23 protein-coding genes are annotated in these 18,564 nt (G+C 73.1%); 9 read left to right on the forward strand and 14 right to left on the reverse strand.

Going from position 1 to position 18,564, the window contains the following annotated elements:
• Window positions 1-139: 139 nt before the first annotated feature.
• The gene (locus tag AC07BS_RS31125) at window positions 140-424 is read right to left on the reverse strand and encodes a GlsB/YeaQ/YmgE family stress response membrane protein (protein WP_478648660.1); all 285 of its coding nucleotides are present in this window, start codon (window positions 422-424) and stop codon (window positions 140-142) included.
• 222 nt (window positions 425-646) lie between these two features.
• On the opposite strand from AC07BS_RS31125, the gene AC07BS_RS31130 reads away from it, so the two are divergent.
• Both AC07BS_RS31130 and AC07BS_RS31135 read left to right on the forward strand, forming a co-directional pair.
• On the forward strand, window positions 647-1,021 hold the full coding sequence (locus AC07BS_RS31130) for a DUF3099 domain-containing protein (protein WP_478648657.1): 375 nt from the start codon (window positions 647-649) through the stop codon (window positions 1,019-1,021).
• Window positions 1,022-1,250: 229 nt separating this feature from the next.
• The gene (locus AC07BS_RS31135) at window positions 1,251-1,487 is read left to right on the forward strand and encodes a hypothetical protein (RefSeq protein ID WP_478648655.1); all 237 of its coding nucleotides are present in this window, start codon (window positions 1,251-1,253) and stop codon (window positions 1,485-1,487) included.
• Here the strand turns inward: AC07BS_RS31135 and moaA are convergent.
• From moaA to AC07BS_RS31150, 3 genes are all read right to left on the reverse strand, one after another.
• Complete coding sequence (moaA, locus tag AC07BS_RS31140; RefSeq protein ID WP_478648652.1) at window positions 1,470-2,459, reverse strand: GTP 3',8-cyclase MoaA; 990 nt, start codon at window positions 2,457-2,459, stop codon at window positions 1,470-1,472. The genes AC07BS_RS31135 and moaA overlap by 18 nt on opposite strands.
• Before the next feature lie 93 nt (window positions 2,460-2,552).
• Window positions 2,553-4,202 carry a solute symporter family protein gene (locus AC07BS_RS31145; protein ID WP_478935174.1) on the reverse strand — a complete coding sequence of 550 codons (1,650 nt, stop codon included), beginning with the start codon at window positions 4,200-4,202 and terminating at the stop codon, window positions 2,553-2,555.
• Window positions 4,199-4,516 carry a DUF485 domain-containing protein gene (locus AC07BS_RS31150; protein WP_478648764.1) on the reverse strand — a complete coding sequence of 106 codons (318 nt, stop codon included), beginning with the start codon at window positions 4,514-4,516 and terminating at the stop codon, window positions 4,199-4,201. The genes AC07BS_RS31145 and AC07BS_RS31150 overlap by 4 nt, the downstream gene beginning before the upstream one ends.
• Before the next feature lie 297 nt (window positions 4,517-4,813).
• Between AC07BS_RS31150 and AC07BS_RS31155 the strand changes: the two genes are divergently transcribed.
• Together AC07BS_RS31155 and AC07BS_RS31160 are read left to right on the forward strand one after the other, a co-directional pair.
• Window positions 4,814-4,963 carry a hypothetical protein gene (locus tag AC07BS_RS31155; RefSeq protein WP_478935175.1) on the forward strand — a complete coding sequence of 50 codons (150 nt, stop codon included), beginning with the start codon at window positions 4,814-4,816 and terminating at the stop codon, window positions 4,961-4,963.
• A 203-nt stretch (window positions 4,964-5,166) separates the two neighbouring features.
• Window positions 5,167-6,717, forward strand: coding sequence for a S8 family serine peptidase (locus AC07BS_RS31160; protein ID WP_478648646.1), 1,551 nt, complete (start codon window positions 5,167-5,169; stop codon window positions 6,715-6,717).
• Here AC07BS_RS31160 and AC07BS_RS31165 read toward each other — a convergent pair.
• Both AC07BS_RS31165 and AC07BS_RS31170 read right to left on the reverse strand, forming a co-directional pair.
• Window positions 6,678-7,421, reverse strand: coding sequence for a lysoplasmalogenase (locus AC07BS_RS31165; RefSeq protein ID WP_478935176.1), 744 nt, complete (start codon window positions 7,419-7,421; stop codon window positions 6,678-6,680). The genes AC07BS_RS31160 and AC07BS_RS31165 overlap by 40 nt on opposite strands.
• Complete coding sequence (locus AC07BS_RS31170) at window positions 7,418-8,341, reverse strand: sterol desaturase family protein (RefSeq protein WP_478935177.1); 924 nt, start codon at window positions 8,339-8,341, stop codon at window positions 7,418-7,420. The genes AC07BS_RS31165 and AC07BS_RS31170 overlap by 4 nt, the downstream gene beginning before the upstream one ends.
• 155 nt (window positions 8,342-8,496) lie before the next feature.
• On the opposite strand from AC07BS_RS31170, the gene AC07BS_RS31175 reads away from it, so the two are divergent.
• From AC07BS_RS31175 to AC07BS_RS31185, 3 genes are all read left to right on the forward strand, one after another.
• Window positions 8,497-9,495: a DEDDh family exonuclease gene (locus tag AC07BS_RS31175; protein WP_478648637.1), complete on the forward strand. Its 999-nt coding sequence runs from the start codon at window positions 8,497-8,499 to the stop codon at window positions 9,493-9,495.
• Window positions 9,496-9,570: 75 nt separating this feature from the next.
• Window positions 9,571-10,422 carry an SURF1 family cytochrome oxidase biogenesis protein gene (locus AC07BS_RS31180; RefSeq protein WP_478935178.1) on the forward strand — a complete coding sequence of 284 codons (852 nt, stop codon included), beginning with the start codon at window positions 9,571-9,573 and terminating at the stop codon, window positions 10,420-10,422.
• 186 nt (window positions 10,423-10,608) lie between these two features.
• Complete coding sequence (locus AC07BS_RS31185) at window positions 10,609-11,364, forward strand: SDR family oxidoreductase (RefSeq protein ID WP_478648633.1); 756 nt, start codon at window positions 10,609-10,611, stop codon at window positions 11,362-11,364.
• A gap of 9 nt (window positions 11,365-11,373) precedes the next feature.
• Here the strand turns inward: AC07BS_RS31185 and amaP are convergent, their stop codons facing one another.
• From amaP to AC07BS_RS31225, 8 genes are all read right to left on the reverse strand, one after another.
• Entirely contained in the window at window positions 11,374-11,970 is a 597-nt protein-coding gene (amaP, locus tag AC07BS_RS31190; RefSeq protein ID WP_478648631.1) for an alkaline shock response membrane anchor protein AmaP, read from the reverse strand.
• A gap of 7 nt (window positions 11,971-11,977) precedes the next feature.
• On the reverse strand, window positions 11,978-12,682 hold the full coding sequence (locus AC07BS_RS31195; protein ID WP_478935179.1) for a DUF6286 domain-containing protein: 705 nt from the start codon (window positions 12,680-12,682) through the stop codon (window positions 11,978-11,980).
• A complete protein-coding gene (locus tag AC07BS_RS31200) occupies window positions 12,679-13,032 on the reverse strand; it encodes an Asp23/Gls24 family envelope stress response protein (RefSeq protein WP_478648625.1) in 354 nt (117 codons plus the stop codon). Before AC07BS_RS31200 ends, AC07BS_RS31195 begins: the two co-directional genes overlap by 4 nt.
• 2 nt (window positions 13,033-13,034) lie before the next feature.
• Window positions 13,035-13,220: a hypothetical protein gene (locus AC07BS_RS31205; RefSeq protein ID WP_478648623.1), complete on the reverse strand. Its 186-nt coding sequence runs from the start codon at window positions 13,218-13,220 to the stop codon at window positions 13,035-13,037.
• Between the two features lie 27 nt (window positions 13,221-13,247).
• Window positions 13,248-13,712 carry an Asp23/Gls24 family envelope stress response protein gene (locus AC07BS_RS31210; protein ID WP_478648621.1) on the reverse strand — a complete coding sequence of 155 codons (465 nt, stop codon included), beginning with the start codon at window positions 13,710-13,712 and terminating at the stop codon, window positions 13,248-13,250.
• A 102-nt stretch (window positions 13,713-13,814) separates the two neighbouring features.
• Complete coding sequence (locus tag AC07BS_RS31215) at window positions 13,815-14,606, reverse strand: enoyl-CoA hydratase/isomerase family protein (RefSeq protein ID WP_478648618.1); 792 nt, start codon at window positions 14,604-14,606, stop codon at window positions 13,815-13,817.
• 114 nt (window positions 14,607-14,720) lie between these two features.
• A complete protein-coding gene (locus AC07BS_RS31220) occupies window positions 14,721-14,942 on the reverse strand; it encodes a helix-turn-helix domain-containing protein (RefSeq protein WP_030366669.1) in 222 nt (73 codons plus the stop codon).
• A 388-nt stretch (window positions 14,943-15,330) separates the two neighbouring features.
• Window positions 15,331-16,929, reverse strand: coding sequence for an ABC-F family ATP-binding cassette domain-containing protein (locus AC07BS_RS31225; protein WP_478648615.1), 1,599 nt, complete (start codon window positions 16,927-16,929; stop codon window positions 15,331-15,333).
• Window positions 16,930-17,205: 276 nt separating this feature from the next.
• On the opposite strand from AC07BS_RS31225, the gene ypfJ reads away from it, so the two are divergent.
• Window positions 17,206-18,120 (forward strand): KPN_02809 family neutral zinc metallopeptidase, encoded by a 915-nt coding sequence (gene ypfJ, locus AC07BS_RS31230; RefSeq protein WP_478935180.1) that lies wholly within the window; start codon window positions 17,206-17,208, stop codon window positions 18,118-18,120.
• A complete protein-coding gene (locus tag AC07BS_RS31235) occupies window positions 18,117-18,542 on the forward strand; it encodes a VOC family protein (RefSeq protein ID WP_478648610.1) in 426 nt (141 codons plus the stop codon). The genes ypfJ and AC07BS_RS31235 overlap by 4 nt, the downstream gene beginning before the upstream one ends.
• Window positions 18,543-18,564 lie beyond the last annotated feature (22 nt).

Consider the following 18,564-nt stretch of genomic DNA (forward strand, 5'->3'; position numbering starts at 1 on the left):
CCTCGCCTCCCCACGTGGCCTCCCCCCCCCCCGCTCCCCCCTCCCCCCCCCCCCCCCCCCCCCCCCCCCCCCCCCCCCCCCCCCCCCCCCCCCCCCCCCCCCCCCCCCCGCCTCGTCGTGCGTTCGTCGTACGCCCGCCTCAGGTGGCCCTGCGGTTGCCGGTGCCCCGCCGCGTCCCCACCCACAGCCGGTCACCCACGGCGACCACGATCACGGCGCCGATGAGCTGGAGCACGTGGCGGATCCAGTCGATGCCCTTGGTGTCCCCCACGCCCAGCGCGGTGGCCGCCCAGTTCCCGAGCAGGCTGCCGATCATGCCGCAGATGATCGTGAGCCACAGCGGGATCTGCTGCTTGCCCGGGATGATCACCTTGGCGATCAGGCCCAGGACCAGGCCGACGATGATTGCCCACAACCAGTCCATGCCGCCTCCTCGTTCCGGGCGATGTGGCGTGCTCCGCCATTGTGGGTCCGCCCCTCCTACGGCGCACGTCGGAGGCGGCCGTACGCCGTACGCGCACGTCGGGCGCCTGTGCGCGAGCCACCCGGTGGGTGCCCCGGTCTCGTCGGCCGGGGGGCCGCGGCGTAACGTGGAATACGTACGAGCCCGAAGGGCGTGGCCTCGGCAGTCGGGTGGTGGAATGTGATGCGGAAGCCGGTCCGTAACGATGTCTTCCGGATCACCGGCGCCCGTCAGGGCCTGGCGGAGGACGTCCGGGGACGGCAGCGCCGCTATGTGATCTCCATGGGCGTCCGCACCCTCTCCGTGGTGCTGACCGTGATCCTGTGGAACGTCGAGCGCTACGTGGCGGTGGGCACGCTGATCCTGGGCGCGCTGCTGCCGTACGTGGCCGTGGTGATAGCCAACGCGGGCCGGGAGAGGCCTCCTTCGCTGCCGGGCACGTTCGTTCCGGCGCCCACCAGACCGATGCTGACGACGGGCTCCCCGGTGGCCGGGGCGGAACCCGTCCCGGAAGCCGATCGCCCCGCCGGGCGGGATCAAGGACCCGACCAGGGCTGAGCCTCCGCTTCCGGGCCGGTGCCTCAGGAGCGGTGTGACAAGCTCAAGAAAACCTCAGATCAATCATGTGGATCGGTGCCCCCGGCCGGGCCCCCCGTGACATACTTCGTAGGCGCTCCGCATCCCCCGTCGGAGCGACAGACCGACGCCGGGCGGCTCCCCCCGTGGCTGCCCGGCGTCGCCGTGTCCGGCGGACCGGGCGGGATCCCGGCGACGTAGAGTCGAGGGCGTGAACTCCCCGAACTCCCCCGAGAACGCCGTGATCTGCTCCGCCAAGGGCTGCCGTGCCGACGCCGTGTGGGTGCTGGCGTGGAACAACCCCAAGCTGCACACTCCCGAGCGCCGCAAGACCTGGCTGGCCTGTGACGAGCACCGTGAGCACCTGTCCAACTTCCTGTCCCTGCGCGGATTCCTCAAGGACGTGGTGACGCTCCAGGAGTGGGAGGCGTCAGCCGCCGATCGCTGACATGGGACGGCGCGGCTGGAGGAACGACGGGTCGTCGATGCCCGAGCCGGCCTTCTTGCCGCGCATGGCCGCCCGCCAGACGCCGGCGAGCTCCTCGTCCGTCGCGCCGGAGCGCAGGGCGCCGCGCAGATCGGTCTCCTCGGTGGCGAACAGGCAGGTGCGTATCTGCCCGTCGGCGGTGAGCCGGGTGCGGTCGCAGGCGGAGCAGAAGGGCCGGGTGACCGAGCCGATGACGCCGACGCGGGCGGGGCCGCCGTCGACGAGCCAGCGCTCGGCGGGGGCCGAGCCGCGCTCGCCGTCGGCCTCGGGGACGAGGTCGAAGCGGGTGCGCAGGCTCGCCAGGATGTCCTCGGCGGTGATCATGCCGTCGCGCTTCCAGCCGTGCTGGGCGTCGAGCGGCATCTGTTCGATGAAGCGCAGCTCGTAGTCGTTCTCGATCGCCCAGGCGAGCAGGTCGGGGGCCTCGTCGTCGTTGTGGCCGGGCATCAGCACGGCGTTGACCTTGACGGGGGTCAGGCCGGCGGCGCGGGCGGCGGCCAGGCCGTCGAGGACGTCCGGCAGGCGCTTGCGGCGGGTGAGGCCGGCGAAGACGTCGGGCCGCAGGGTGTCGAGGGAGACGTTGACCCGGTCCAGGCCGGCGGCCCGCAGGGCGGCGGCGGTGCGGGCGAGGCCGATGCCGTTGGTGGTCAGCGACAGCCGGGGGCGGGGGGCGAGGGCGGCGCAGCGCTCGACGATGGACACGAGGCCGGGGCGCAGCAGGGGCTCGCCGCCGGTGAAGCGGACCTCGGTGACGCCGAGGGCGGTGACGGCCACGGAGACCAGGCGGACGATCTCGTCGTCGGTGAGCAGGTCGGGCTTGGCCAGCCAGCTCAGGCCCTCCTCGGGCATGCAGTAGGTGCAGCGCAGGTTGCACCGGTCGGTGAGGGAGACGCGCAGGTCGGTGGCGACGCGGCCGTAAGTGTCCACGAGCACGGAAGCGGCCCCTCCCTCGGACTGGAAAACGCGTGGTCGTTCGCTGTCCCGCAGCGTACGCGATCGTCCGGGGGAAGGGCCGTGCCGAGGGTCTCAGTGCGCTCCGTAGCCGGTGAGGGAGCGGACCTCCAGTTCGGCGTACTTGCGCTCCTGGTCGGCCGCGGGCCGGGAGAGGAGCGATCCGGCCCAGCCGAGCAGGAAGCCCAGCGGGATGGAGACCAGGCCGGGGTTGCCGAGCGGGAAGTAGTCGAAGGCCATGCCCGGGAAGAGGGCCTTGGGGTTGCCGGAGACCACCGGGGAGAGGATCACCAGGGTGACCGAGGAGACCAGGCCGCCGTAGATCGACCACAGCGCGCCCTGGGTGGTGAAGCGCTTCCAGAAGAGGCTGTAGAGGATCGTGGGGAGGTTGGCCGAGGCCGCGACGGCGAAGGCCAGGGCGACCAGGGCCGCGGCGTTGAGCCGGTGGGCGAAGATGCCCAGCGCGATGGAGATCGCGCCGATGACGACGGCGGCGATCTTGGCGGTGAGGATCTCCTCCTTCTCCCCGGTCCTCCCCCGGCGGATGACGTTGGCCCACAGGTCGTGGGCGAAGGAGGCGGAGGAGGCCAGCGTCAGCCCGGCGACGACGGCCAGGATGGTGGCGAAGGCGACCGCGGAGATCACCGCGAGCAGGATCGCCCCGCCGGTGGAGCCGGCGCCGCCGCCGACCTCCTGGGCGAGCAGCGGGGCCGCGGTGTTGCCGGACTCGTTGGAGGCGGTGATCGCCTTGGGGCCGACCAGGGCCGCGGCACCGAAGCCCAGCGCGATGGTCATCAGGTAGAAGGCGCCGATGATGCCGATCGCCCAGTTCACGGACGTACGGGCGGCGCGGGCCGTGGGCACCGTGTAGAAGCGGATGAGGATGTGCGGCAGGCCGGCGGTGCCGAGCACGAGCGCCAGGCCGAGCGAGACGAAGTTCAGCTTGGAGGTGCCGTCCTTGCCGTACTGCAGGCCGGGCTCCAGGAAGGCGCCGCCCTTCCCGCTGGCGTCGGCCGCGCGGCCCAGGAGGGTGGAGAGGTTCCAGTGGAACTTGTTGAGCACCAGGACGGTGATCAGCAGGGTGCCCGCGATGAGCAGGACGGCCTTGACGATCTGCACCCAGGTGGTGCCCTTCATGCCGCCGATGGTCACGTAGAGCACCATCACCAGGCCGACCAGGACGATGATCCAGCGCCGCGACCCCTCGCCGGTGGCGCCCAGCAGCAGGGCGACCAGGGCGCCCGCGCCGACCATCTGGGCGAGCAGGTAGAAGATCGAGACGACGATGGTGGAGGTGCCGGCGGCGGTGCGCACCGGCCGCTGCGCCAGGCGGTGGGCGAGGACGTCGGCCATGGTGAACCGGCCGGAGTTGCGCAGCGGTTCGGCGACGAGCAGCAGGGCGACGAGCCAGGCGACCAGGAATCCGATGGAGTAGAGGAAGCCGTCGTAGCCGAAGAGGGAGATGGCGCCGGCGATGCCGAGGAAGGACGCGGCGGACATGTAGTCGCCGGAGATGGCCAGGCCGTTCTGGAAGCCGGTGAAGGAGCGGCCGCCGGCGTAGAAGTCGGTGGCGTCCTTGGTCTGCCGGCCGGCCCAGACGGTGATGCCGAGGGTGATGGCGACGAAGACGGAGAAGAGGGTGATGATCAGGGTGCGGTGCTCCCCGGCACCCCCGGCGGCCAGCTGGTGCGCCGCGGTGTCCAGGACCGTGCTGCTCGGGCTCATTCCCCCGCCTCCATACGGGCCTTGAGGGCCTCGGCCCTGGGATCGATCTTCTCGGCGGCGTGCCGCGCGTACCACCAGGCGATGAGGAAGGTGGTGAGGAACTGCGCGAGGCCGAACACCAGGGCGACGTTGATGTGGCCGACGACCGGGGTGTCCATGAACCCGCCCGCGTAGTTGGAGAGCAGGACGTAGAGCAGGTACCAGGTGATGAAGGCGGCGGTGAGCGGGAAGGCGAAGGAACGATGCGCCCGGCGCAGTTCGCGGAATTCCTCGCTGTCGCGCACGTCGGTGAAGCGGTCGGGCTGGGCGGGGATGGCGGGGCGGGCGGGCTCGTCCGCGCCCTTGGCTGTGGTCGGTGGGTTCCCCACGGCCTCTTCTGAGTCCACGGTCTCTCCTGACGGGTGATGACGGAGCGCGAGCCGAGCCTGTGACTGGGATCACGCATCGTAGAGCGACACCGCAGTATGCGACAGGGGGTGGTTCACCGGCTTCCGTGACGACCGCCACGTGGGGCAAAACCGCCCGGCGCCGGGCTCGTTGAGCCTGGTGTGAGCGCTGCCCCGACTCCCGGCCGGCCCACCGGCGACCGACGCCCGTTCGGGAGCGTCAGGTTGACGGCGCCCGTGCCGGCCGTGGGCGCGGGCCGACCGCCCGTCATGGTGCCGGGCCGCTGGTACGGGCCCCGGGTGGCGCTGCCGTTGCTGAGCATCGAGACCCTGCGCGGGGTGGGCCCGCTGGGCGACCGGGGCGTCCCTTCCTGACCCGCGCGGACCCCCGGCACGTACCCCGAAATCCCGCCGGATGGTGCGGAATTGGCGACTCCGGCGCGGAATAATTCCTTCCGATGTTATTTCTCGATGAATTCATTGCTCAGGGCCATGATCGGCGCTAGCTTCACTCGTCATGTACCCGCCCACGCGCGCCCCTGCGCCCGGGCGGACTTCCTGGATGATGTGGAGATCCCATGGCTCAGCTGCGTCCCAGACGCCGGCACGCCCTGCTGGCGGCCCCCGTCGGCCTGGCGCTCACCGCCTCCCTCGGCTTCCTGCCCGGCGCCGCCTCGGCCGCCCCGCAGGACGTCACCGCCGTCCGGGCGGCCACCACCGAGGGCCCGCTGCTGTCGTACGTGGTGAACACCGCCACCGACCGCGCCACCCTGACCAAGGTGAAGAAGGCCGTCAAGCAGGCCGGCGGCTCGGTCGTGATCTCCTACGACAAGATCGGCGTCATCGTCGCGCACTCCAAGAACCCGGAGTTCGCCAAGGCCCTGCGCGCGGTCCCCGGCGTGCAGTCCGCCGGCGCGACCCGCACCGCGCCGCTGAAGGCCGCCGCCACCACCCAGTACGGCAAGCCGCAGCCGCTGAAGCTCGGCAAGGACGGTGCCAAGTCCCTGGCCCGTTCCACCGCCGCCGGCCAGGAGCCCCTGGAGGGCCTCCAGTGGGACCTGCCGGCCATCGGCGCCGACAAGGCCGCCAAGGTCAACCCGGGCAGCAAGAAGGTGACGGTCGCCGTCATCGACACCGGCGTGGACGACACCCACCCGGACCTCGCCCCCAACTTCTCCGCGAGCCAGTCCGCCAGCTGCGTCTCCGGCAAGGCCGACACCACCCCCGGCGCGTGGCGCCCCTTCGACCCGAAGGAGGACTACCACGGCACGCACGTCGCGGGCACCATCGCCGCGGCCCGCAACGGCGTCGGCGTGGCCGGTGTCGCTCCCGGCGTGAAGGTCTCCGGCATCAAGGTCAGCACGCCCAAGGACAGCTTCTTCTACGCGGAGAGCGTGGTCTGCGCCTTCGTCTTCGCCGCCGACCACGGCGCCGCGGTGACGAACAACAGCTACTACGTCGACCCGTGGATGTTCAACTGCCCGGACAGCCTCGACCAGAAGGCGATAGCCGACGCGGTCGGCCGGGCCGCGCAGTACGCCCAGGACAAGGGCGTCGTCAACGTCGCCTCCGCGGGCAACTCCAACTTCGACCTGGCCGCCGACAAGATCGTCGACACCAGCAGCCCGAACGACACCGGTTCCAAGCCGCCGGCCCGCACCATCGACCCCAAGGTCTGCCTCGACGTCCCTGCCCAGCTGCCCGGCGTCGTGACCGTCTCCGCCACGGGTGTGAAGTCGGCCAAGTCGTTCTACTCCAACTACGGCCTGAAGGCCGTCGACGTCGCGGCCCCCGGCGGCGACACCATGCAGGTGCCGGACGCCCCGGCCAAGGAGGGCGGCATCCTCTCCACCATGCCGGGCGGCGACTGGGCCTACCTCCAGGGCACGTCCATGGCCGGTCCGCACGTGGCGGGCGTGGCGGCGCTGCTCAAGAGCACCCACCCCAAGTCCAGCCCGCAGGAGATCCAGTGGCTCCTGAAGGCCCAGGCCAAGAACCCCGGCTGCCCGACCGCGACGTACGACCCGGACGGCACCGGTAAGTGGAAGGCCGCCTGCACCGGCAACAAGAACGTGAACAGCTTCTACGGCTACGGCATCGTCGACGCCCTGTCGGCGGTCCAGGACTGACGTCCGCGCCGGATCGCGAAGGGGCCGGGCGCCTTGCGCCCGGCCCCTTCCGTGTCTTCCGCGCCGCCCTCCGATGTCCCCGGGCGGGCGGCGGTCAGCACGCCGTACGCCAGCAGGCACTGCGCGGCGATGTAGGTGAGCATGATCCAGAACTGCGGTACGGGCGCCTGCGGCCAGCCGGCCAGGCCTCCCGCGATCAGCGTGTCCGACAGCAGGAACAGCACCCCGCCGGCCCCGGCCCACCACCGCGTCCGGGTGGCGCAGAGCGCCGTCACGGTCAGCAGCAGGCTGTAGAACGCGACCGGCACCCTCAGGTCCGCCTCCAGCCCGGGCCACAGCAGCGCGAGCGTGCCCAGCCAGACGACCGCGTATCCGGCCGCCAGCCGGTACGTACGGGCGCCGCCCGCCGTGCCGTGCCGGGCGAACAGCACCAGGTAGCACACGTGCCCGGCGGCGAAGGACCCCATGCCCACCAGGAAGAGCGGGTCCCGGCCGGTCTGCAGCAGGGTGTCGCCCCCGCATCCGAGGAGCAGGGCGGCGGCCAGCAGCCGGGGGCCGCCGTTGGCCAGGACGCAGAGCGCCAGCAGCGGCATCAGCGCGGGCTTGGTGGCCAGGACGAGCGGTGTGGCGCCGGCGAGGAGCGCGGCGAGGTGGACGACCGCCACCACCGCCAGGGTGGCGACGCTCGCGCGGGCCGCCCTCACGCGGCCCGCCCGGGGACGGCGGGCTCGCGCTCCGGGACGGCGCCGGGTGCCGCGGCGGGTTCCGCGTTGGATTCCGCGGCGGGTTCCGCGCCCGGCGGGCGCCAGCCCGGGCCGCGGAAGACGTGGCCGGCCCGGTCGCGCCAGCCGCGCGCCGCCCTCAGGTCGCGGGCGATGGCGGCGTACTCGTGGGTGGCCACGCGCAGCGGGTTGTAGGTGTCGATGTTCTTCGTCAGGCCGTAGACGGGCCGTTCCCCCTCGGGGACGAAGGAGCCGAAGACCCGGTCCCAGACGATGAGGATGCCGCCGAAGTTGCGGTCCAGGTAGCCGCCCTGCGAGGCGTGGTGGACACGGTGGTGGGAGGCGGTGTTCAGGACGTACTCGACGGGCCGGGGCAGCTTGCCGATCCGCTCGGTGTGCACCCAGAACTGGTAGACGAGGTTGACCGACGAGCAGAAGGCGACGGCCGCCGGGTGCACGCCGAGCGCGATCATCGGCAGGTAGAAGGGCCAGACCGTCAGTGTCGTCCACGGCTGCCGCAGGGCCGTCGTCAGGTTGAACCTGCGGCTGGAGTGGTGGACCACGTGGCAGGCCCACAGGACGCGGACGACGTGGTGGCCCCGGTGGGACCAGTAGTAGAGGAAGTCCTGCGCGAGGAGCATCAGCGGCAACGTCCACCACAGGACGGGCACCCTCGCGGGAGTGAGTTCGTAGAGGGCCGTGTAGACCGCGACGATCGGGATCTTCCAGAGGGCGTCGAGGACGAGACTGCCCAGTCCCATGCCGATACTGGTCGCCGCGTCCTTGGCCTCGTAGCCCGCCAGGCGGTCGTCGGGGTGCAGCCGGTAGCTCGCCAACTCCAGGACGCTGAGCAGGACGAAGGCGGGAACGGACCACAGCACGACATCGGGAAGGTGTGGCATGTCCGCACCATAAGCGGGCCGACGGGCGGGCCGCTAGGGGTTGTTACCACCGGGTACCCGTGACCGGTTACCCCGGGTTCGGCGGCGGCGCGGCGGGCGGCGGCGGTCCGCCCGGATTGGGGCGATGTCAGCGGGGGCCCTTAAGCTCTGGGACCATGCTCGAAGACCGCACCGACGCCGCATCGCCCACCCCGTGGCCGGCCGCGTATCCGGAGGGATACGCGGTCGTCGACGTGGAGACCACCGGGCTCGCCCGCGACGACCGGATAGTGTCGGCCGCGGTCTATCAGCTGGACGCCCGCGGCCGGGTGGAGGACCAGTGGTACACGCTGGTCAACCCCCAGCGGGACCCCGGGCCGGTGTGGATCCACGGGCTGACGTCCGAAGTCCTCGCCGACGCGCCGCTGTTCCCGGAGATCGCCGCGGAGTTCGCCGCGCGCCTGGAGGGGCGGGTGCTGGTCGCCCACAACGCCGCGTTCGACTGGTCGATGATCGCCCGCGAGTACGCCCGCGCGCGGGAGACCGCCCCGGTGCGCCAGCGGCTGTGCACCATCGCGCTGTCGAAGGAGCTCCGACTCCCGCTGCCCAACCACAAGCTGGAGTCGCTCGCCGCGCACTACGGCGTGGTGCAGCAGCGCGCCCACCACGCGCTGGACGACGCCCGGGTGCTGGCCGAGGCGTTCCGGCCGAGCCTCCACCTGGCCGCCGAGACGGGCGTCCGGCTGCCGCTGCTGGCCTGCCAGCCGCTGACCGAGTGGTCCGACACCCCGCCGGCCCCGGCCCCCTCGGCACGCGTCGGGTACCAGGCCTCGTACCGCTCGGCGACCTGGCGGCCCAGCCGCAAGCGCCCGGCCTGCCCGTATCCCAACCCCGGGCGCTACGCCCCGGGCGGTCAGCTGACGCAGGGCATGCGGGTGGCGTTCTCCGGCGACACCTCCGTCGACCGTGAGCTGCTGGAGGACCGGGCGGTCGAGGCGGGGCTGCACGTCGCCACGAGCATCTCCCGGCTCACCAGCCTGCTGGTCACCAATGACCCCGACGCTCCCACCTCCAAGGCCATCAAGGCCCGCTCGTTCGGGACGCCGGTGATCGACGAAGCGGCGTTCATACAGCTGTTGTCGCATGTGAACCCCGCCGGGGCAAAAGAGGCATAGGGCGTCGTAAGCGACATTCCTCCTCGTCCGGCACCCGCCCGCCCGGGGGCGAACCCCACCAGGTACCGTCAAAGCGTGTACCGCTTCCTGTTGTCCCGGCAATGGGTGATCACCACGCTCGTGGCGCTCGCCCTCGTCCCGGCGATGATCGAGCTGGGCTTCTGGCAGCTCCACCGCCACGAGCACCGGGTGGCGCGCAACGACCGGATCGCCCGGAGCCTGGCCGCCGACCCCGTCCCCGTGACCGAGCTCACGCGGCCCGGCCGGGAGGTGGCCGACGACGCCGTCTGGCGCCCGGTCAGCGCGAGCGGTACGTACGACCGCAAGGGCGAGGTCGTCGTGCGGATGCGCACCGACGACGACGGCAACCAGGGCTACTTCGTCCTCACCCCGCTGGTGCTGGCCGACGGCCGCGCCGTTCTGGTCAACCGCGGCTGGGTCCCCGCGAACGGCGACCTCACCAAGTACCCCGACGTCCCCGCGGCGCCGGCGGGCAAGGTCACCGTCACCGGCCGGCTCAGGGCCGACGAGACCACGGCCAGCGGCATCAAGAACACCGCCGGCCTGCCGCCGCGCCAGGTGATGCTCATCAACAGCGAGCAGCGCGCCGGGGAGCTCCACCGCACCGTGCTCGGCGGCTACGTCGAGCTCACCGGCTCCTCCGACACCAAGCCGCGCCCCCTGTCCGCGCCCGACCACAGCAGCATCGGCCCGCACATGGCCTACGCGGTGCAGTGGTGGCTCTTCTCCGCGTTCGTGCCGGTGGGCTGGTTCATCCTGGTCCGCCGCGAGCGCAGAGACCGGGCGGCCGCGGCGAGCGCCGCCGCGGCCGCTGACACCGGAGGCGGCGAGGCGGGTGTGCCCGTGACCGGGAGCGGGCCCGAGGACCCCGCCGGCACCGCCCGGAGCACCGCTCCGGCCGACTGAGCGGGCCCGGCGAAGTCCGGCGCGGTTCGGCAGCGCCCCGAAGGGGCGCGGGGAACTGCGCGACCGGCCACGACGCGTCCGCGGTCGGCTCACCGTGCTTCCAGCGGAGCGCTGCGGCCGAGGAGCGATCCGGAACCTGACGGTCCCGGCTTCTCCCGCCCCATGGCGGCACGGCACACTGATCCCATGGATCTTGGACTCAAGGACCGGGTGTACGTGGTGACCGGCGGCAGCCGGGGGCTGGGGTTCGCCACCGCCCGCGAGCTGGCCGCCGAGGGCGCCCGCGTCGTCCTCTCCGGACGTGATGCCGCCTCGGCCGCCGCCGCTGCCGCGACGATCGGCCCGGACGCGGTCGGTGTCGCCGCCGACAACGCCGACCCCGCCGCTGCCGAGCGGCTCGTGGCCACCGCCCGCGAACGCTTCGGACGCCTCGACGGCGTCCTGATCAGCGTCGGCGGACCGCCGCCCGGTTCGGCCGCCGACAACGACGACGAGCAGTGGCGGACCGCCTTCGAGTCCGTCTTCCTCGGCGCCGTCCGCATGGCCCGCACAGCCGCCGCCGAGCTCGGCGAGGGCGGCGTGATCGGTTTCGTGCTCTCCGCCTCCGTCCACGAACCGCTCCCGGGGCTCGCCATCTCCAACGGCCTCCGCCCCGGCCTCGCCGGCTTCGCCAAGTCGCTGTCGGTGGACCTCGGCCCGCGCGGCATCCGCGTCGTCGGGCTGCTGCCCGGCCGGATCGAGACCGACCGGCTGCGCGAACTCGACGCCCTCTCCGGCGACCCGGAGGCGACCCGCGCCCGCCGCTCGGCGGCCATCCCGCTGGGCCGCTACGGCACCCCGGACGAGTTCGGCCGCGCGGCCGCCTTCGTCCTCTCCCCCGCCGCCTCCTATCTGACGGGCGTCATGCTGCCCATCGACGGCGGCGCCCGCCACGGCTTCTGAGCCGCCGGGTCACCCCACCCGCCGCGCGCGGTGGCGCACCGCGCGCAGCCGTACCTCCGCCGGCAGCCGGAGCAGGCCGGCCGAGGTCCTGGCGTGCCGCAGGACCTCGCCGTCCAGCCGCGACAGGGCCCCGGCGGGCCGCACGTGCGGGGCGAGGGTCAGCAGGGCGCGCGCCCGGGGGGCCGTACGGCGGCCGGTGAGGGTGATCGCGGCGCGGTCCACGCCCGGGAGCGCCTCCGCCTCGGCCGCCAGCGCCTCCTCCAGGGCCCGGCCGCGCACCACCACCGTCTCGCCGTCACCGGAGTCGACGCCCACCTCGCGCAGCCGGCGGCGGCGCGCCTGGGCGAGCAGCCACCCCAGACAGAGCAGCACCAGCACGCCCAACGCCGCGATCACCGCGGGCCACCACCAGCCGCGCCGGCTCCACGACCGCCGCCCGGCGGCGTCCAGCGGTACGTCGTCGGGCCCGTCGAGGGGCCACCCGGACGGCGGGGAGATCCCCCAGCGCCGGTAGAGGTCCAGGGCCCCGGCCAGCACCGCGGCGCCGAGCGCGACCAGCAGCAGGCCCGCCAGTCCCAGCAGGACGCGGTTGACGGTCCTCAGCACCAGGCCCTCACCCCTTCGGGGGACGCTGGACGTGCACGGACAACGACGGTTCCCGGGCCAGGCCCAGCTCTCTGACGCCCTCGGCGAGCACACCGTTCACCTCGGCGCGCACCTCGTCCAGGTCCCGGAAGTGGGACCGGGCGCGGACCCTGACCACCCGGCGGCCGACGGCGACCCGTACGGACCGCACCCCGGCCACCTCCATGGCCCGGTCCCGCAGCACCAGCGCGGCCGCGGCCCGGTCCAGCCCGGCCCGCAGGTCCGGCGAGGGGCGGCGCATCGGCAGCACCGCGCGGAGGCCGGGCGTGGCGGCCAGCACGATCAGCCAGAGCCCGAGCAGGACGGCCACCACGGCGCCGGTGGTGACCCAGGCGTCGTCCAGGTGGCGGGTCGCCAGGGCGTGGGCGAGGCGGCGGCGCCAGGCCATGGCGGGCCGGCCGGCCCGTACGGCCGCGACGTCGTAGAGGAGCAGCCCGGTGGCGGCCAGCAGCACGGCGGCGACCAGCGCCGCGGGCACCCGGCGGGCCGACCAGAAGCGGTGCGTCCGGCCGCCGGGCGCGGCGCGCCGGGTGGTGTCGCCGGCGCTCCCGCCCGCGTTCTCGGCCCCGCCGTTCCCCGTCCCGCCCGCGTTCCCCGTCCCGCCCGCGTGCTCCGTCCCGTCCGTGTCGTTCGTCCCGTCCGTGTTCTTCGTCAGGGGCACGGGATCGCTCATCGCACCCGCTCCCCGCCCGGGCGGGAGCCGTGCGCCGAGTGCAGCCGCTCCACCGTGATCACCACCTCCGGGACCTCCATCCCCGCCAGTCCCCGCACCCGCTCGGCGATCCGCCGCCGCACCGCACGGCAGCGGGCCCCGATGTCGGTCGGATAACCGAGCTCCACGGAGACCCTTACCCGGGCCGCGCCGTCGTGCACGGTGACCTGGGCGCGCGGGGGCTCGTGTCCGTCGGGCGCCGGTGCGCCCAGTGCCTCGCGCGCCGCCTGGGCGGCGATCTTCGCGACCACCCGGTCGGCGATACGGGTCGCGCCGCGCGCGGCGGGCTCCACGGTGCGGCGCTCCCCCACCACTACCTCCCGCGCCCGTCGCGCGGGCGGAAGAAGTCGCCGGGCTCCAGGTCCCCGTCGAGGAACCGGCCCGCCACGAAGCCGACGGCGCCCAGCGCCGCCACCAGCAGAAAGGCCCCGAATCCGCCGAAGTACCCGGCGAACCCCAGGGCCATGCCGGCGATCATGCCGGCCACGGCCATGCTCATCGCGCGCTCCTCACGGCCGGGCCCGGCCTACTGGATCCTCGGCTCGGGCTCTTCCTCTTCCTCGTCGGGAAGCTTGACATCGGTCACGGCGATGTTCACCTCGACGACCTCCAGGCCGGTCATGCGTTCCACCGCCGCGATGACGTTCTCCCGCACCGCGCGGGCGACGTCCGCGATCGCCACCCCGTAGTCCACGACGATCTCCAGGTCGAGGGCGGTCTGCACCTCGCCGACCTCGGCCTTGACGCCCCGGGTGACGGACCTGCCGCCGGGGACGCGGTCGCGTACGGCGCCGAAGGTGCGGGAGAGACCGCCGCCCATGGTGTGGACGCCGACCACCTCCCGGGCCGCCAGGCCGGCGATCTTCTCCACCACCCCGTCGGCGATGCTGGTGCGGCCCCGTTCGGCCGGTGCGGGCAGGGGCTGCCGGCCCGCCTTGTCGGGCTGTCCGGATCGTCCGCTGTGGTGGGCCGGGCCCACGGTGTCGGTCATCCTCGGTCACCTCTCTCCGGTCCTCCTCGCCACCATAGGCGGGGTCGGCGGACCCCGCCCGGTCGACGCCGAAGGCCGGCGCGGCGAACCGGCGAGGGGCGGCTACTCCCCGAGGCCCGCGAGATCGCGCAGACGGCGGCCCTGGGCGGCGCGCTCGGCGGCGCGCTGCTCGTCGTAGGTGCGCCCGGCGGCGCCCCGCAGCAGGGCCTTGGTCTCGATGACGGCGTCGCGCGGTGCCGCCAGCAGAGCGGCCGTCAGATCGTCGACGGCACCGGCGAGTTCGGCGGCGGGCACCACCACATTGGCGAGGCCCGTGAGCTCGGCCTCGGCGGCGGAGACATAGCGCCCGGTGGCGCAGATCTCCAGGGCGCGGGCGTAGCCGACGAGCGACACCAGCGGCTGGGTGCCGCCCAGGTCGGGCACCAGGCCCAGGCTGGTCTCGCGCATCGAGAACTGCGCGTCGTCCGCGCAGACCCGCAGGTCGCAGGCGAGCGCCAGCTGGAAGCCGGCGCCGATGGCGTGCCCCTGGACGGCCGCTATGGAGACGATGTCGTTGCGCCGCCACCAGGTGAACGCCTCCTGGTAGCGGGCGATCTCGGCGTCCAGCGCCTCGTCGGTGCCGCGTGCCAGGTCCAGGAAGGAGGGTTCGCCGTCGAAGCCCTCGGGGGTGAAGGCCTGGCGGTCGAGCCCCGCCGAGAAGGACTTGCCCTCGCCCTTGAGCACCACCACCCGTACGGTGCCCGGCAGCAGCCGGCCCGCCTCGGTCAGGGCCCGCCACAGCGCGGGCGACTGAGCGTTGCGCTTGGTGGGGTTGGTGAGCGTGACGGTGGCAACCGTGTCGTCGACGGTGAGCTGGACGCCGTCCTGGTCGAGCAGGGTCCTGCGAGCAGTCATGGGGGCCTCCGAAATGGCCGCAGTCGCTTTGGTTGACTGCACAGTAACCACCCGGTCGGCCGGTCGGCCGACCGGGTGGGACTGTCCTGACCGCTGTGCGAGGAGTACGCGGCGTCAGGCCGAGGCGGCCTTCTTGCCGCGCGTTGCTCCGCCGCGACCCCGCAGGATCACGCCGGATTCGCTGAGCATCCGGTGCACGAAACCGTAGGAGCGGCCGGTCTCTTCGGCCAGCGCCCTGATACTCGCACCGGAGTCGTACTTCTTCTTCAGGTCTGCCGCGAGCTTTTCGCGCGCGGCGCCGGTCACCCGGCTGCCCTTCTTCAGAGTCTCGGCCACCCGTGCCTCCTCATGGGAGATGCGCCTCTTGTCTCTCATGATCACCCCTAGGCGGCCTCCTGGCCACCCATTCGGCAAGGTCGATGAGAAGTCCGGCGGAAAGAGATCCCGTGTTTTTCGGCCGGGACAGCGCCCGGAGCAGGCGATTCCCGCCGCCGGGGCTCGTACCTCCGTACGGGTGGCGCGGCGAAGGGGCAGGTCAGACGGGGGACCGCCGCACGCGGCGTGAACGGCGCCCCGCATCGCGCACAGCGCGTGCGCCGGGGCGGACAGGAGGGCGGGAGGATGAGCCGCCCTCACTCAGATGATGGATCACCCGTCGGCCGAATGATCGGGACGACACTGATCGACGGGCCGCCGGCCCCTCGGGCGACCGGCGGGAAGGCCCTCAGGCCAGGGCCACCAGGTCCGCGTAGTCCGGGCCCCACAGGTCCTCGACACCGTCCGGGAGCAGGATGATCCGCTCCGGCTCCAGCGCGTCCACGGCGCCCTCGTCGTGCGTCACCAGCACCACGGCGCCCTTGTAGGTGCGCAGCGCGCCGAGGATCTCCTCGCGGCTGGCCGGGTCGAGGTTGTTGGTGGGCTCGTCGAGGAGCAGGACGTTGGCGGAGGACACCACGAGCGTGGCGAGCGCCAGCCGGGTCTTCTCGCCGCCGGAGAGCACGCCCGCGGGCTTGTCGACGTCGTCGCCGGAGAAGAGGAAGGAACCCAGCACCTTGCGCACCTCGACGAGGTCGAGGTCGGGCGCGGAGGAGCGCATGTTCTCCAGGACCGAGCGGTCCGGGTCCAGCGTCTCGTGCTCCTGGGCGTAGTAGCCCAGCTTCAGACCGTGACCGGGGGTGACCTGGCCGGTGTCGGGCTTCTCGGCGCCCGCGAGCAGCCGCAGCAGGGTGGTCTTGCCGGCGCCGTTGAGGCCCAGGATGACCACGCGGGAGCCCTTGTCGATGGCCAGGTCGACGTCGGTGAAGATCTCCAGCGAGCCGTAGGACTTGGAGAGGCCCTCGGCGGTGAGCGGGGTCTTGCCGCAGGGCGCGGGCTCGGGGAAGCGGAGCTTGGCGACCTTGTCGGAGACGCGCACCGCGTCCAGGCCCGAGAGCAGCTTCTCGGCGCGCTTGGCCATGTTCTGCGCGGCGACGGTCTTGGTGGCCTTGGCGCGCATCTTGTCGGCCTGCGAATTGAGGGCCGCGGCCTTCTTCTCGGCGTTCTGGCGCTCGCGCTTGCGGCGCTTCTCGTCGGCCTCGCGCTGCTGCTGGTAGAGCTTCCAGCCCATGTTGTAGACGTCGATGGCCGAGCGGTTGGCGTCGAGGTAGAAGACCTTGTTGACGACGGTCTCGACGAGGTCGACGTCGTGGGAGATCACGATGAAGCCGCCGCGGTACGTCTTGAGGTAGTCCCGCAGCCAGGCGATGGAGTCGGCGTCGAGGTGGTTGGTGGGCTCGTCGAGGAGCAGGGTGTCGGCGTCGGAGAACAGGATCCGGGCCAGCTCCACGCGGCGGCGCTGACCACCGGAGAGGGTGTGCAGCGGCTGGGTGAGGATGCGGTCGGGCAGGCCCAGGCTGGCGGCGATGGTCGCGGCCTCCGCCTCGGCGGCGTACCCGCCCTTGGTGAGGAACTCCGTCTCCAGGCGCTCGTACTTCTTCATCGCGCGCTCGCGGGTGGCGCCCTTGCCGTTCGCCATCCGGTCCTCGTTCTCGCGCATCTTGCGCAGGACGTCGTCCAGGCCGCGGGCGGAGAGGATGCGGTCGCGGGCGAGGACGTCGAGGTCGCCGGTGCGGGGGTCCTGCGGGAGGTAGCCGACCTCGCCGGAGCGGCTGATCGTGCCCGCCGCGGGGATGCCCTCGCCGGCCAGGCACTTGGTGAGGGTGGTCTTGCCCGCGCCGTTGCGACCGACGAGGCCGACACGGTCGCCCTTCGCGATGCGGAAGCTGGCGGACTCGATCAGGACGCGCGCGCCGGCGCGCAGCTCGATACCGGAAGCGGTGATCACGGGGTTTTCTGCTCCTGTGCGAAGTGGACGGCGGTGGGACGGACTGTGGTCACGATGACGCCGTCTAATGCGCGAGGAGGAATGCCATGCGGACCAGTCTAACGGGGGCGCGCAACCCGATTTCCCGGGTCGCGCCGGGGGCGCGCGCCACGCCGGGCCGTGCGGCGGGACGGCGGCGCGGGAGCGGTTCGCCGATACTCGGGAGGGAATGCCCGCCGGAGGGCCACCGGCCGGCCGGGCCGGTACGGGCCGCGGACCCCCGGGAGGCGGTGGGCGATGCAGTTCGACGACGACGCCGATCTGGACACCTCACAGGTCCAGGACCAGCGGGGCGGGGGCATCCCCGGGGGCGGGCTGACCATCGGCGGCGGGGTCGTCGGGCTGATCGCGCTGCTGCTGGGGCTGTTCTTCGGCATCGGCCCGCGGGAGCTGGGCCTGACCTCCCAGGGGCCGGCTCCGGCCCCCACCGCCGGCACGGCCGACCAGGTCGCGGAGAGCTGCCGGACGGGCAAGGACGCCAACACCCGCGAGGACTGCCGGATCGTCGCCGTGGTCAACAGCGTCCAGTCGTTCTGGGGCCGGGAGCCGCCGCGCCGGGGCACCGCGTACACGCCCGCCTCGACGGTGTTCTTCACCGGGCAGGTCCGCACCGCCTGCGGCCCCGCGACCTCGGCGGTGGGCCCCTTCTACTGCCCGGCCGACCGCAAGGTCTATCTGGACCTGGGCTTCTTCGACGAGCTGCGGACGAAATTCGGCGCGAGCGGCGGACCCTTCGCCCAGGCCTACGTCGTCGCGCACGAGTACGGCCACCACGTCCAGAACCTGACCGGCGTCCTCGCCCGGGCGCAGGACGGGCGCACCGGCGCCGGGTCGAACGCGGTCAGGGTCGAGCTCCAGGCCGACTGCTACGCCGGCGTCTGGGCCCGGCACGCCACGACGACGCCGGAGAAGTCCACCGGGCGGCCGCTGATCAAGCGGCTGACCGCGGCCGACATCGACGACGGCCTCAACGCGGCCGCCGCGGTCGGCGACGACCGTATCCAGGAGCGGTTCCAGGGCCGGGTCACCCCGGAGAGCTGGACCCATGGCTCGGCGGCCCAGCGCCGGCAGTGGTTCACCACCGGCTACACCACCGGTGACCCGGGACGCTGCGACACCTTCGCCAGCGCACACGAGGAGCGAGCGCCATGACCCACATCCACACGGCCTCCCCGGGCGTCTGCCCGGCCCTGCTGTACGACGACGCGCACGCGGCGATCCGGCAGCTCACGGAGGCCTTCGGCTTCACGCGGTCGGCGCTGTACGAGAGCGAGGACGGCACCGTGCTGCACGCCGAGCTCGTCCACGGGAACGGCATGGTGATGGTGGGCTCCCGGGGGCGCGGCGGGGTCTTCGACCAGGCCATGCGGCAGGCCGGCCCGGCGGGCCTCTACGTCGTCGTCGAGGACACCGACGCCCACCACGCGCGGGCCGCGGAGCACGGCGCGGAGATCCTGATGCCCCCGACCGACCAGGACTACGGCTCCCGCGACTACATGGCGCGGGACGTCGGGGGCAACATCTGGACCTTCGGCACCTACGCCCCGAAGGGCCCGGAGGTCATGGACGACTGACGACCGGGAGCGGCGGCCGGCG

This window comes from Streptomyces sp. NPDC044063 (assembly GCF_056434285.1).